Raw genomic sequence first — 13,367 nt, 5'->3', positions numbered from 1 at the left:
CAGCACGCGGCAAGGACAACCGCCCGGTCGATCAAGGGCGACACCAGCAGTCACCTGGCCGGGGTTGGAACATCCAGGAACACGCCCTGTCCACGCGGAATCGTCATCGGGCCGTCGAGGTTGCCGCGATGCTCAAGGCGTCCGCGGTGGCCCGCCAGACGAGTCCAGATCGCTGAACGGGGTGGAAATGTCGGGATGGCGAGCTAAAGTGAACATATGTTCGATACATCCGATGGATGCGCACGATCTGATGTGTGTCCACCATGTGATGCGTGCGCAGGCCCCGAGCCCATCGCCGGGTTGGATGCGGATGCCTGCCTGACCCTCATGACGACCATCGTGCAGGAGAAAGCCAGGTTGGACGCGGCGCTGATCCGCACGCAGGCCCGGTTCGTCGAGCTGCGATCCGCGGCCGGGCCGGACCCGGTGTTCAGCGAGTTCGCCGCCAGTGAGATCGCCATCGAACTGGACCTGTCGTGCGGCGCCGCAGCCGCCCAGCTGAAGCTGGCGCACACGGTGACCTGCCGACTACCGGCCACCCTGGCCGCTCTGGCAGCCGGTGCGATCGACCTGGGCCGAGCGCGCGCGGTCGCCGACGCCACCGACTCGCTGTCGCAGGTCCACGCGACCGCTGTCGAGGAGAAGGTGCTGGCCCGCGGCGGTCGAGCCAGCCACACACTGTTCCGCCAGGCACTGCGCCGGGCCGTGCTCGCCGTCGACCCCGATGGCGCCCAGCGGCGCCACGAGAAGCAGCGCCGGGAGCGGCAGGTTCGCATCGGGCCCCTCGATGACGGCATGGCCGAACTGTGGGCGTTCCTGCCGGCCGCCGACGCCCAGGCCGCCTACCAGCACATCGACGCCCTCGCCCGCTGTGCCGGCGCTCCGGACGATCCCCGGAGCATGGATGAACGCCGCGCGGACGTCCTCACCGACCTTCTGCTGGGCCGCCATCATGATTACGAACCCGTCCACATCGAGATCGGGGTGATCGTGCCTGCTGACACCCTGCTGGGGCTGACCGACGCCCCCGGCGAGCTGGCCGGTCACGGGCCGATCCCCGCCGGGCTCGCCCGCGACCTGGCCTGCGCGGCCAACGCCACCTGGCGGCGGATCCTCACCGACCCCGTCGACGGCAGTCTCCTGGATGTGAGCCGGCGACGGTTCCCCTCAGCCGCGCTTGCCCGTCACGTGCAGACCCGGGACCGCACCTGTCGGTTCCCAAGCTGCCGTAAACCCGCCGCGGCCTGCGACCTCGACCACGTCCAGCCCCATGCTGACGGCGGGACCACCGACCCGGCCAACCTGCTCACTCTGTGTCGCCGCCACCACCGCATGAAACACAAGGGGAACTGGTTGGTCGACCTGGCTGGCTCCAGAGGCTCGGTCACCTGGACCAGCCCGGAGAAACGTGTCCACCACACCAGCCCGGAACCCTACATCGACTGCATTCCGAACCCGGAGCCGGAGCTGGACCCACCACCGTTCTGAAAGCAGTCATTCCAAAAACAGTCACCGCGGCTCATGCGGGGACTTTCACCTGGCCACCAGTGGGGATTCCAGACAGCCGGTGCCGACACCGCAGCCGAGGTCCGAGGTCCGAGGTCCGAGGTCCGAGGTCCGAGGTCCAGCATCGCATCCTGTGGGGTGGCACTTGACGGGTCACCGGTCATCAGCTGACGACCGGTGGGTCGGCGTGGGCTATCGACTGGCAGGTGACGATCACCCGGATCGTGCATCGGCGGCGACGGTACTGGCGCCGATGCGCCTGCCCGGGCCCGCGCACGGTCGTGGCGCCGGTGCCGGCGAAACCGGTCGGTAAGGGCCGGTTCACGCCTGCGCCGCTGCCGGAGGCAAGCCACCCGAAGACACCGCCCTGGAACGATTCTTTCCCTGGCTACCCGGCCCTGACGGCACCGACCCGCCCGGTCACCACGCACACACCAGACCCGCGGACTGACCCACCGCCGCAGCCAGCACCCACCCGACCGGCGACGCCGACCGGGTTCCCGACGTGCGCTTCCACGGCATCACCGAACACTTAGAGCGCCCGGCAATAGGGGACGCGGCGTCGCGGGGCTGGGGCACGCACCTCGCCGCGTTGTCGTCGGTCACCACCCAACACCTCCGGTGGCTCCCTCCGCCGCCTCGCGATGCACGCACCCCAGCCCCACTCCTTGATCCACGCCCCTATTGCCGGGCGCTCTTACCGAGCCGGTATTCCGGGGGCGGGCACGACCGAGTTCCGATAGCACGCCAGGGCGCACCTGTCTACCGGGCTTCTCGCAGGATGGCGGCCAGCGGAATCGCCGGCATAGTTCGGTGCCGTGGCGACAGGAATGAGAAATCCTTTCGCGGGCCGCCGGCCCGTGGTTGAAGGAGGCGACATGCGCCTTCGGCAACCAGTCGCCCTAATGATGGTGGGCATGGTAGCCCTGCTGGCGATGGTTTCCTGCAGTGCACACAAGCCTCGTAATGAGAAATCCTTTCGCGGGCCGCCGGCCCGTGGTTGAAGGAGGCGACATGCGCCTTCGGCAACCAGTCGCCCTAATGATGGTGGGCATGGTAGCCCTGCTGGCGATGGTTTCCTGCAGTGCACACAAGCCTCGTCAGGTAGCCGGGGGGCAGCCCCTCACCGAGCCGGAGAAGGAGGTGCTGCACGAGGCGGAGCAGATGCTGACACGTTCCTGTATGAAGGATCACGGCTTCGAGATGTGGGCCGTGCCCCGACAGCCACTGCCGGAGGACCGCGACTTTCCCTACGTGATCGACGACGTCGAATGGGCTTCGCGGCACGGGTACGGAAGCGACATCGACGCCGAGCGCAGCCGGCTGCGCGCCGCCGACCCCAACAGGCGATACTTCGAGAATTTGCCGTCGGCGGAGCAGGCACGTGCCCTGGAAGCCCTTAACGGGCGGCAGTCCGCGGCACGGCTTGAGGTCAGGACCCCCGACGGGGTGACCATGGGCCGGATTGCCGACGGCTGTACCTCGCAGGCCCAACAGGAAATCTACGGGGACTTGGCCTCCTGGTTTCGTGTCACCTCGGTGACCGACTCCCTCACTGCCCTGTGGCGCGCTGACGTCACCGCCGACGACCGCTTCGAATCGGCTGTTCGACGGTGGTCGTCCTGCATGAAGGCCCGCGGTTTCGACTACCTCACCCCGCTGAAGGCCCGCGAGGCATTTCTCCGGTCACCGCAGAGCGCGGATCGCCCACAGGAGATACGAACGGCGGTCGCCGAGGCGGAGTGCGCGCACAGCACGGGCATGTCCACGGACCTGCAGCGGATGGAAGAACAATACCGAATCCAGAGAACCCGACAGCACCAGACGGACGTCGACACCCGGGCACGCCTCGAACACGAGGCCCTGCCCCGCGCACGCGCCGCCCTCGCCGATATCGGCCGCTCCGGGGAGGGATAGGGCCGCCACAGGCGGCGCGGAGCCTGCGAGACAGGCATCGGCGACTCGGCCGATCGACCGGCAACCATTCGACCTGCGCCGGCCCCACCACCACTCGCCCTGCATCAACGGGAGGTATCTCATGAGAAAGCTCAGGAAAGTGGCGATCGTGTCAGCCCTCGCTGCTCTCACCTTCGCCGGAGCGCCCCTGGCTGCGGCCCAGGCGGCGGACGGCAACTTCTACGCCTGGAGGGACGTCAACTACGGCGGCCCATACTGCGCCTGGCAGGGTGACGACTCCAACTGGTCGACCTGCTCCCCGGGGGGCAACATGCTCAACCAGGCCTCGTCGGTGTGGAACAACGGCTACGCCGAGACGTATGACGACGTGAACGTGTACTGGGGCAGCGGATACTCCGGCGCCAGCAAGTGCATAGGCCGGGGCGGATACATCGCCGATCTTAGCTACTATACATTCCCCTACAACGGGACCGGCGGCGGCGAGACCCTCAACAACAACATCGCAAGCCACAAGTGGGTCCTCAACTCGACATGCTGATCCCAGCATAACGACGCCGTCCGCCAGCGTGCCGCTACCGGCATCTGTGGCCACCGCGGAGACCCGTCGGTGGCCACAGTTCGGAGCCGGCCCGCGCGATACCCTCGCGGACAAAAGGTTGCTGGGGGACGTCTCAGCCGGATGATGAGTAATCACGCCAGTCGCACTCCGGGGGAAACGTGGGCACCGTGGTGGTACAGATTCCCGGCGATGTTGTGAGTGGTGACCGGGTGACCGGTACGCCCGCCGTGCGGGAACTTCGTTCGGGCGAGGACGCGACGTTCGGCCGTGGGGCACCCGGCCTGCCGGTCGATCTCCGGCTCCATCATCCTGCGGTGTCACGGCTGGCCGGCCGCATCCGGGCGCATGAGGACTACTGGCTGATCAGCAATCTGTCGAACGACCGGACATATGCGGTCGAGAACCCGGAGGGCGGCGGAGAACACATCAAGATCGCCCCGCGGCGGCTGGGAATGCCGGTACCTTTCGAGTTCGCCCGGGTGGTCATACCGGCGGAAGGGGGCGGAGCGAGCTTCCTGATTTTCGCCCCGCAGCATACCTTTCTGGACCCGATAGCACCGTCCACCTCCACCGCAGAGCTGGACGGAACGCTGTCCGCCTTCCCCATGGACGAGTCGGCGAAGTACTTTCTCGTCCTGGTGGCGCTATGCGAGCCTCGTCTGCGTGACGGCGCGTCGACGGTGCTCCCGTCGGTTCCCGACATCGTCCGGCGGCTGAGCGGACATCCGGAGTGCATGGGGCTCACCCGCCGTGCGGTCGCTTTCCACATTGATTACCTTGCGCGCAGAAAGCTTCGGGTCCGGGAACCGGCGGCGGCGTTCGCCGCGCCCGGTGTCAGAGCGGACTGGCAGCGAGCCGCGTTGGTGTCGATAGCACTCCGGTTCGATCTGGTTCGCGCGGAGCACCTGACGTTACTCACCCCGTCGAGGACGGCGCCGGTCGGCTCGGCGTGCCGACCGGCGCGTACCTGAGCAGATTGGTCCGAACCCGTTCCACGTACCCGGCCGTCCGGTCCGGAATCCCGCCCTCCACCCGGACCACCTCGGCCGATGTTCGGTACGCGGCGGCGAGCAGCAGTTCCGGCTGCCCCGGCACCGTTTCGAGCTGGCGCGCGAGGACACACAGGTAGCGGCCGACCGCCGGGATCGAGTCCTCGGGCGAGAACGGCGGCCGAGGGAGCGTTCCCCGTCGGCCCGGCGGAAGGTAGTACTGCAGCACGCGGGGGGTCCATCGGGCGATGCCGTATTCATCGCGAGCTGGGTCGTTCAGATTCGGGTCGAAACCGCTCTCGGCCTCCAGCATCGCCGCGACGAGCGCCGGGCTCACACTGGGCTCGTCGCACATGGTGCCAGCAGCGATGATCAGGCTGAGGAACTGCTCCGGGATGCCCGCGTCCGTGTTCAACCATTGGGACGCGGCATCGACAGGGGAGGGTTCTGCGGAGGAAGCCTTCGTGAGCGGGCCCACGGTGCTCAATCCGGCCACGGACACCGTGCCCGCCTCGGTGGAGGAACGGCCCGCCTCGTCGGGCAGGAGTGTCAGGACCAGGGGTATGGCGATCGTGGCCGCCGCCGTGGCCACGGCCACGGCCTGGCCGCGGCCACGAAACCGGTGGCGCCGGATCGCCTGCCGCGACCGGCCGGACGTTCGCGTACCGGCCAAAGACTGGGCACGCGCCAGCAGATCGGCGGCGTTGTGCCGGCTGCGCGTCTGGTGGTCCGGCGCGAGACAGTCGGCGATGAACGAGCGCCATCCGGGTGACAGCCCGGGATCGAGCGACAGGGCCTGTCGGCCGGCCGCGTACTCGGCGATCGCGGCGACGCGCGATCTGGCCGTGGCGCCGAGGAAGGGATGACGGCCGGTCAACGCGAGATGAGCAGTGACACCGAGCGCCCAGATGTCCAGTGTGGTGCGTACGGCCGAGCCGCGATCGGTGAGCAGCTGTTCCCCGCGTTCGGGCGGAACGTAGTCCGACGAGCCCATGGGGGGCAGGTAGCCATGCGTTCCTTCTAATTCCGTAGCCAGGCCGAAATCGGTCAGGCGGGTCGACCCGTCGGCCATACGTAACACATTCGCCGGCTTGAGGTCACCGTGTAGCCATCCCTGGGAATGGAGGAAGGCAGTCCCCTCGCAGATTTCGACGATCATCCGGGCGGCGTCCGGTGCCGGGCCGTCACTGCGGCGTAACAGGGCATCCAGGCTCTCCTCGGCGAGCTCCATGACGAGCACGGTCGCCCCGTCCAGCTCGCCGTGTTCGGGGTCGTCGACAGTGAGCGCCTCGAAGAGGCGCACCAGCCGGGGGTGACTCAGCCGCCGGTGCAGGTCGAGCTCGCGGGCGGCCATCGCCGCCATGTGCGCCAGCTGGCGAGCCGTGACCGTGCCGGTGGGAAGGAACTTCAGCGCCGTCTGGGCAGGCGGGCGCGCACGGCCGGGCAACCCGCAGCCCGCGCCCGGACGGCTGTCGTCGTCCCCGCCGACCTCGCCCGCGGGCTCCGCCAGCTCGCCGCGATACACACTCCCCCAGCTCCCGGTGGCAATCCCGTCGACGACCCGCCATCGTCCCACCAGGTATCCGGGCGGGACGGTGACAGCCCAGGTGATCCCGTCCATCCGACACTCCTCGGGTAGACAATACGCGAACAAGGAAACGGGCGCGGCCTTCGGGATTCCGACAATCGGCTCCGTTCCAGGTTCCCGCTTCCGCTCCCCAGCTCGTCAATATAGGGAAAAAAGTGGCTCTCGGGACTGTCAACTCTCCGGCTCCGCCACGATTCCAACAGATGAAAATCTGCCACGATTCCAACAGATGAAAAGAGCAACTCGCGTTGACCGGCGATCAAGCTTCGGGTGGGGCCAGCAGCAGGCCGCCCGTGACCGCCGAGGCCGCCAGCCATGGCGACACCGCGCCGAGCACCGGCCACCGCGGAAACCGCGGAAACCGCGGAAACCGCGGAAACCGCGGAAACCGCGGAAACCGCGTCGACGAACGCCGAACCCGCCGTGGGAATGTCAAGCGATCTGATTCTGGCACGGATCTTGTGATCTGACTGCCCCAGACCGCATGTGGGCTGCTATTCCCACGCTGTAGTCACGTGCTAGGTGTGACTTCCCTGACCTTAGTGGTCGGCGCTGGAAGTTCATCCAGGGCCTGCCGGCGCCAGCCGGCGCCTCGCGTCATCGCTCCCCGCACATCGCTTCGCGATGCACGGGTACCCCGGCTCGTCGGCCCCGGTGGAACACCGCTGCCAGGGCCTCCTCCGCCTCGCGACGCATCCACCTGGCATCCGACAACCCCCGAAGGACTTCCAGCGCCAACCACTTGGGGTTCTCCTGCCGCATCGGCAGGAGGTGATCGTGGATCGGGTCGACCGGACCGGTGACGGGCTGCGCCCGTGCGAAAATCCCGCGCCGGCCGGAGGTTGCCCGCCGCCGCATCCCTCTCCAGTACCGAGCGCGCAACCGCACGACGGCTGTTGTGCGGTCAGGGCGGCTCCGGTCCGGCCGCGATGCTGTTCACTCGGCGCCCCAGCCCTGCATCCGCAGATAGGCGTCGAACACGCGGGCGCCCAGCAACCGGCGGGTGTGCACGAGCACCTTGGCCGCGGGGGTGACCAGGTACCGGGTGCGCGGCCTGATGGCGGTGACGGCGTCTTCGATCACCTTGGCGACGGCCTCAGGCGGGGCGGACAGCAGGGTCGACCGGTAGGACCGGGCCATCTTCTCATCGGCGGCGGCGTTGAGGGCCGCGTAAGGCCCGGACGGGGCTGCCGATCCGGCAAGCGTGTGGGCGGCGGTAGCACCGAATCCGGTACGGATCAGGCCGGGCTCGATGAGGCTGACCTTGATGCCGAAAGAAGCCGTCTCGAAACGCAATGCGTCGGTGAGAGCTTCCACGGCGTATTTGCTGGCATGGTAGTAACCACCGGCGGGGAAGACGAGCCGGCCGCCCATGGAGCCGACGTTGACGATCCGGCCCCGGCCGGCGGCTCGCATGCTGGGCAGGACGAGCTGGGTCATGCGCGCGAGCCCGAACACGTTGGTCTCGAACTGGCGGCGCACGCTGTCCAGGTCGGTTTCCTCGATGGTTCCGTACTCTCCGTAACCGGCGTTGTTCACCAGAGCACCGACGGCGCCGTGCTCGGCTTCGACCAGGGCGACGGCGGCGCGCATGGACTTCTCGTCGGTGACGTCCAACGCGAGTGTCCGCACGCCGGCCCCGGCGAGGTCGGTCATGCTCTCAGCGCGGCGGGCGGTGGCGTAGACGGTCAGGCCGGGATGACCGGCCAGCCGCCGCGCGGTGGCCCGGCCGATACCCGAGGACGTTCCGGTGATCAGTACTGCGGCGGTCATGCGGGCTCCTGGATGGTGGTCGCGGATGTTTCAGGCCCGCGGCGAGCAGCGCCACGGCCTGGTGTAGCCGGCGGCCGGGGCGCCAGGGCCGGCGCCGGGGCCGGGCAGAGTGGCCTCCAAGCCGTAGGTGAACGTGAGGAGGAGTTCGGGGGACTCGACCGTGTCGGCCCTCGAGACGAACGATCACCGCCGTCACACAAACAGCCCAGAAACGTTCCGCTCGGCTCTCACACTGATTCTTTCCATGCTCCCCTCCCGCGCTCTCTCCCGTGCTCCCCTCCGCTCCTCCTCCCCGTTCAGTCCGCTCCCGTGTGATACCGGGCATCTATCGCGGCGAGTGCCCGCGCATGGGAGCTGGCAGAGCCGTCCGGGGATGTCGAGGATGGGTAGGCAGACCTATATCCGACAGGCCTGAAGGAGACAACCTCATGGTCAACATCACGAGCAATCCACCGACGGGGACACCTACCTGGCTCGACCTTGGCATTCCCGACATTCAACGCGCAAAGGAATTCTACGGCTCGCTGTTCGGCTGGGAGTTCGAGGAAGGCCCGCCCGAGACCGAGGGCTACACGATGTGCCTGCTGCGCGGGCAGCCGGTCGCGGCCGTCATGGCAAACCCTGATCCGCAGGCCACCTCTTTCTGGTGGAACCTCTACTTCGCCAGCGATGACTGTGACGGCACCGCCAAGCACATCGCCGACGCTGGTGGCCAGCTGGTCATGGCGCCCATGGACGTGATGGACGCCGGGCGGATGGCGATCGCGCTCGACCCGGCCGGCGCGCAGTTCGGCCTCTGGCAGGGGCGTACGCACCCCGGCGCGCGCATCGTCGACGAGCCCGGCTCCCTGGCATGGAACGAGCTGCGCACTCCCGCCGCCGAGGCGGCCCGCACGTTCTACCAGGCGATTTTCGACTACACCCTGGAACCCGTACAGACTCCCGACATCGACTACACGCTGCTGCACCGCCCGGACGGCCACATAGTCGGCGGGATCCACGGCGTGGCCGACGCGCGCTCCTCATCCTGGATCACCTACTTCCAGGTCGACGACACCGATGCGGCCGCCCGGCGGATCGTCAACGCTGGCGGCACTATCTCCGGTGCGCCCCAGGACTCCCCCTACGGACGTATCGCCGCCGCCGAGGACCCGTTCGGCGTGGAGTTCCACATCATCGCCGCCCTGGGGAACCCGCCTGGGTAGCGGGCCAGGCGGGCGCGGCGCGGGCCGCGGGCCAGGTCTGCGGGCAGCCGGGTTTGGCGGGCCGCGGCTCAGGACCGGGACAGTCCGGACCAGGGGACGTCCTTGTCGACCCGTGGCTCGGCCGGCAGGCCCAGCACCCGCTCACCGATGATGTTCCGCTGGATCTGGTCGGTCCCGCCAGCGAGCCGGTAGCCGGGCGCGCCCAGCAGGTGCTCCGTCCAGGCGAACCCTTCGCCGGTGTCAGCCGCGGCCCGGCCGCCGAGCAGGTCGACGGCGAGCTCCCCGGTCCGGGTCAGCACGTCGGACGCGACCAGCTTGCCGACCGAGGCCGCCGGCCCCGGCGGCATCCCGGCGGCGGCGGCCCGCGCCACCCGCCCGGCGGTGGCGGCCCGCAGCACCGTCCGGATGTGGAGATCGGCGAGCTGCTGGCGGACGACCGGGTCGCCGGCCCGGCCGAGCGAACGGGCGAGTTCCAGCACGTCGTCGAAGGTTCCGCCCTTACGCCGAGTCACCGAACCAGACGCGGTGCGTTCGAAGGACAGCGTCGCGTTCGCCACCCGCCAACCGTTGCCGACAGCACCGACGCGCAGGCTGTCGGGGATCCGGACGCCGGTGAGGAAGACCTCGTTGAACGACGTCCCCCCGCTCATCTGCCGGATCGGACGGATCTCGATACCGGCGGCGCCCATGGGCACGAGGAACGCGGTGATCCCGGCGTGCTTGGGCACGTCCGGGTCGGTGCGAGCGAGCAGCAGGCCGTAGTCGGCGAACCGCGCGCCGGATGACCAGACCTTCTGCCCATCCGCCACCCAGCCGTCCCCGGCATCCCCGGCATCCCCGGTATCTCCGAGAGCGCCGGCGTCGCGGACGGCACGACAGGACAGCGCCGCCAGATCGGAACCGGCTCCGGGCTCGCTGAACAGCTGGCAGGCGAGCAGGTCGGTACGCAGCAGCGGGCCGACGAACCGTTCCCGCAGGGCGGGCGTACCGAACATCGCCACCGCCGGGCCGACCAGGCCGGTCGTGACGCTGATCAACTCGGTGGACGGCGGCACGGCGAACGCGCGTTCCTCGTCGGCGAAGGCGGCCGCGAACAGCGCGGGCAGACCGGCACCGCCCTGCTCGACCGGCAGCGTGAGTGCGCCATAGCCGGCGTCATACCGGGCCCGCCGGTATGCCCGGACGTTGTCCAGCAGCGTGCGTTCGTCGGCGTCGGAGAGGTTGCGGAACACCGCGAGATCGCACGGACCGCCGGTTGCCGCGGGCGCGGCGACGGTGGCGGCGAGCCAGCGCCGTACCTCGGTGCGCCAGGTCGCGAGTTCCGGAGTGCTCATCGGTGGTGGTGCCCCCTTCGCCGGTCGTGTTCAGACGGTCAGCACTCAGACGGTCAGCACCGCGCAGGCGGAGAGCCCAGGCGCGCCATAGACATGGGTGAAGCCAACCCGCGGAGACCCGGGGACCTGCCGGCCGAGCGCCCGTCCCTGCAACTGGCGGACGATCTCGTGCACCTGGCGCAGCCCGGACGCGCCGATCGGCTCGCCGTTGGCGATGCATCCGCCGTCGGTGTTGACCGGGAGGCGGCCAGCCGGCTCGGTGACACCGTCGGCGAGGAGTTTCTCCTGCTCGCCGTGCCCGCAGAGCCCGGTTTCGGCGAGGTGGATGATCTCCGATCCGCTGTCGGTGTCCTGTAGCTGGGCGACGGCCACATCGGACGGGTCGACACCGGCGGCGGCGAACGCCGCGGTGGCCGCGGCCATGCTCGGGCTGTGGCAGGGCTCGGGCGCGAGCCACGGGGAGAACACCTCGAACGAGCCGAACCGGCGGGTGCGCAGCGCTACCGACGCGAGCCGCACCGGGCGTTCGCACAGGTCAGCCGCACGGTCGCCACGGGCGAGGATGAGCGCGACGGCGCCCTCGCTCGGCGAGCAGAACATCGATCGGGTCAACGGGGCGTTGACGGTCGGCGCGGCGAGCACCTCGTCCTCGGTGCGCGGGGTGCGCCGCCAGGCGGTGGGGCTGGCCTCGCCGTTGCGCAGCGCGCGGACCGCGACCCGGGCCAGCGACCGGTCGGAGATGGCGTGCTCGTACTGGTAACGCCGGGTCTTCATGGCGAAGTACTGGGTGGTGACCATGAGGCCGGTCCGGCCGTACCACTCTCCCAGCCCGTAGCCAGCCGGGTCGGAGCTGAACGCGCCCCGCGGGTGCTTGTCGAAACCGATGACCGCGGTCACGTCGGCCTCCCCGGCCCGCAGGGCGTTCGCCGCGGTCGCCAGCGCCACACCACCGGTGGCACATCCATTGCGGACCGTAATGAACGGTAGTCCGGTCAGACCGAGGCGGGAGACCAGGGTGTCGGGCTTCCCGGAGACGTTGCTGCCACCGACAGCAAGATCGACATCAGGCCAGCTGACGCCCGCGTCGGTGAGCGCGGCGCGGGCCGCGTGCTCGGCCATGACCATCGCGCTGACGCCCTCGTGCCGGCCGAACGGGTGGATACCGACCCCGACGACATAGACGGCGTCCCGGTCCCGGTCGATGTTCATGCGCCCGGCTCCTTCTCCCCGGCGGGCTCGGCGGGCTCGAACGCGTAGGTGACCTCGCCGGCAGCGCCAGTCCGGACGAGCGTGAGCCGTACCCGGACACCGATGTCGAGCGCGGCCGGATCCCCGGCCAGCAGGGACTCGACAAGCACATCACCGAGATCCACATAGCCGACCGCGTACGGCTGGAATCCGTCCGGCGGTGGGGTGTACGGCGGCTTGGGTTCGAAGTCCTGGCCGGTCAGCGTCCAGATCGTGCCGTGGCCGGGCAGCGCGACCGGTGCCATGGCCGGTCCGTCCGCCGAGCAGCGGGGGCAGGCCGCGGCCACCGGGAAGACCGTCGTCGCGCAGTTCCCGCACCTGGCGCCGGCAAGGCGCGGCGGGTCGAGCGACGCGAACAGCGCCGGGTCGACGGGGACACCACACGGCGTCACCGCGGAGGTCATCGGAGCACCCGGCTCATGCGGCCAGCAACCGCAGCGGACGGGCGAGCAGCGCCGTAACCGCGCGCAGGTACTCGGCGGCGGGCGCGCCGTCGACGGCGCGGTGGTCGAAGGTGAGGCTGAGCGTCAGCACGGACGTCCGCCGCGGTGTGTCGCCCTCCCAGCGGACCCCGTCGCGGACCCGCCCAGCCCCGAGGATGGCCACGTTCGGCGGATTGATCACAGGTGTGAAGAAGTCCACGCCGTAGCCGCCCAGTGAGGTCACCGTGAAGGTCGCGCCCGCCAGATCCGCCGTGGTGAACCGGTCGTCGCGGGCGGCGCCGGCCAGCCGCCTTGTCTCGGCCGCGAGGTCGAGCAGCCCACGGTCGGCCGCGTCCCGCACGACCGGCACCACGAGCCCGTCGGGTACCGCGACCGCCATCCCGATATGGATCTCGGTGAGCAGGTGAATGCCGTCGTCACGGATGGTGGCGTTGAGCATCGGATGATCGCGCAGGGCCAGCGCCGCGGCCCGGATGACGAAGTCGTTCAGGGACGGCACCCGCGGCGTGGAACCGGCTGCGACACCGGCACCCCCCACCCCCAGGCCGGTCCATTCCCGTTTGAGCTGGGCGCGCAGGGCGACCAGATCGGTGACGTCGGCTTCGTAACCGTGGGTGAGCTGCGCCATCTCCCGCAGGCTGGCGTGCATGGTGCGGGCGATCGCGCCGCGCATCCCGGTCAGCGCCACGACCTGGCCCGGCCGGGGTCCGGGCGGCGACCGGCGCGCGGGCGGCGGCGGTAATGCGCGATCGCGTGTGTCGGCGGCGGCCGCGAGGTCCACGTCCGCCCGGCGGATGCGTCCGCC

At 69.7% G+C, this 13,367-nt stretch carries 11 protein-coding genes; 5 read left to right on the top strand and 6 right to left on the bottom strand.

Going from position 1 to position 13,367, the window contains the following annotated elements:
* The first annotated feature begins 327 nt into the window (after positions 1-327).
* From MJ797_RS17530 to MJ797_RS17515, 4 genes are all read left to right on the top strand, one after another.
* Positions 328-1,488 (top strand): HNH endonuclease signature motif containing protein, encoded by a 1,161-nt coding sequence (locus tag MJ797_RS17530; protein WP_239336227.1) that lies wholly within the window; start codon positions 328-330, stop codon positions 1,486-1,488.
* A gap of 1,032 nt (positions 1,489-2,520) precedes the next feature.
* Positions 2,521-3,423: a hypothetical protein gene (locus MJ797_RS17525; RefSeq protein WP_239336226.1), complete on the top strand. Its 903-nt coding sequence runs from the start codon at positions 2,521-2,523 to the stop codon at positions 3,421-3,423.
* A gap of 121 nt (positions 3,424-3,544) precedes the next feature.
* Positions 3,545-3,961, top strand: a complete 417-nt coding sequence (locus MJ797_RS17520) for a peptidase inhibitor family I36 protein (RefSeq protein ID WP_239313205.1) — start codon at positions 3,545-3,547, stop codon at positions 3,959-3,961.
* A gap of 179 nt (positions 3,962-4,140) precedes the next feature.
* On the top strand, positions 4,141-4,953 hold the full coding sequence (locus tag MJ797_RS17515) for a hypothetical protein (protein WP_239347500.1): 813 nt from the start codon (positions 4,141-4,143) through the stop codon (positions 4,951-4,953).
* Here the strand turns inward: MJ797_RS17515 and MJ797_RS17510 are convergent.
* Both MJ797_RS17510 and MJ797_RS17505 read right to left on the bottom strand, forming a co-directional pair.
* Complete coding sequence (locus MJ797_RS17510; RefSeq protein ID WP_239336224.1) at positions 4,898-6,592, bottom strand: protein kinase; 1,695 nt, start codon at positions 6,590-6,592, stop codon at positions 4,898-4,900. The genes MJ797_RS17515 and MJ797_RS17510 overlap by 56 nt on opposite strands.
* A 903-nt stretch (positions 6,593-7,495) precedes the next feature.
* Positions 7,496-8,332 (bottom strand): oxidoreductase, encoded by an 837-nt coding sequence (locus MJ797_RS17505; RefSeq protein WP_239336221.1) that lies wholly within the window; start codon positions 8,330-8,332, stop codon positions 7,496-7,498.
* A 428-nt stretch (positions 8,333-8,760) separates the two neighbouring features.
* On the opposite strand from MJ797_RS17505, the gene MJ797_RS17500 reads away from it, so the two are divergent.
* Entirely contained in the window at positions 8,761-9,537 is a 777-nt protein-coding gene (locus MJ797_RS17500; RefSeq protein WP_239336218.1) for a VOC family protein, read from the top strand.
* 68 nt (positions 9,538-9,605) lie between these two features.
* Here MJ797_RS17500 and MJ797_RS17495 read toward each other — a convergent pair whose 3' ends face one another.
* The 4 genes from MJ797_RS17495 to MJ797_RS17480 all read right to left on the bottom strand — a co-directional run.
* Positions 9,606-10,871, bottom strand: a complete 1,266-nt coding sequence (locus MJ797_RS17495) for an acyl-CoA dehydrogenase family protein (protein WP_239336215.1) — start codon at positions 10,869-10,871, stop codon at positions 9,606-9,608.
* Between the two features lie 45 nt (positions 10,872-10,916).
* Complete coding sequence (locus MJ797_RS17490; RefSeq protein WP_239336212.1) at positions 10,917-12,080, bottom strand: thiolase family protein; 1,164 nt, start codon at positions 12,078-12,080, stop codon at positions 10,917-10,919.
* On the bottom strand, positions 12,077-12,523 hold the full coding sequence (locus tag MJ797_RS17485; protein WP_239336209.1) for a Zn-ribbon domain-containing OB-fold protein: 447 nt from the start codon (positions 12,521-12,523) through the stop codon (positions 12,077-12,079). Before MJ797_RS17485 ends, MJ797_RS17490 begins: the two co-directional genes overlap by 4 nt.
* 13 nt (positions 12,524-12,536) lie before the next feature.
* Positions 12,537-13,367: dihydrolipoamide acetyltransferase family protein (locus tag MJ797_RS17480; protein WP_239336206.1), on the bottom strand; the 831-nt coding region annotated here is incomplete at its 5' end.

This window comes from Protofrankia sp. CiP3, from assembly GCF_917627345.1.
Lineage (GTDB): Bacteria > Actinomycetota > Actinomycetes > Frankiales > Frankiaceae > Protofrankia.
The sequence above is the reverse complement of the archived record's forward strand: the minus strand, read 5'-3'. Positions and strand labels throughout refer to the sequence as shown.

What these genes read in the sequence shown, in the direction of transcription:
- MJ797_RS17495 (WP_239336215.1), bottom strand. Translation starts at nt 10,871, where the DNA reads ATGAGCACTCCGGAACTCGCGACCTGGCGCACCGAGGTACGGCGCTGG.
- MJ797_RS17530 (WP_239336227.1), top strand. Translation starts at nt 328, where the DNA reads ATGACGACCATCGTGCAGGAGAAAGCCAGGTTGGACGCGGCGCTGATC.
- MJ797_RS17525 (WP_239336226.1), top strand. Translation starts at nt 2,521, where the DNA reads ATGCGCCTTCGGCAACCAGTCGCCCTAATGATGGTGGGCATGGTAGCC.
- MJ797_RS17510 (WP_239336224.1), bottom strand. Translation starts at nt 6,592, where the DNA reads ATGGACGGGATCACCTGGGCTGTCACCGTCCCGCCCGGATACCTGGTG.
- MJ797_RS17485 (WP_239336209.1), bottom strand. Translation starts at nt 12,523, where the DNA reads ATGACCTCCGCGGTGACGCCGTGTGGTGTCCCCGTCGACCCGGCGCTG.
- MJ797_RS17490 (WP_239336212.1), bottom strand. Translation starts at nt 12,080, where the DNA reads ATGAACATCGACCGGGACCGGGACGCCGTCTATGTCGTCGGGGTCGGT.
- MJ797_RS17505 (WP_239336221.1), bottom strand. Translation starts at nt 8,332, where the DNA reads ATGACCGCCGCAGTACTGATCACCGGAACGTCCTCGGGTATCGGCCGG.
- MJ797_RS17520 (WP_239313205.1), top strand. Translation starts at nt 3,545, where the DNA reads ATGAGAAAGCTCAGGAAAGTGGCGATCGTGTCAGCCCTCGCTGCTCTC.
- MJ797_RS17500 (WP_239336218.1), top strand. Translation starts at nt 8,761, where the DNA reads ATGGTCAACATCACGAGCAATCCACCGACGGGGACACCTACCTGGCTC.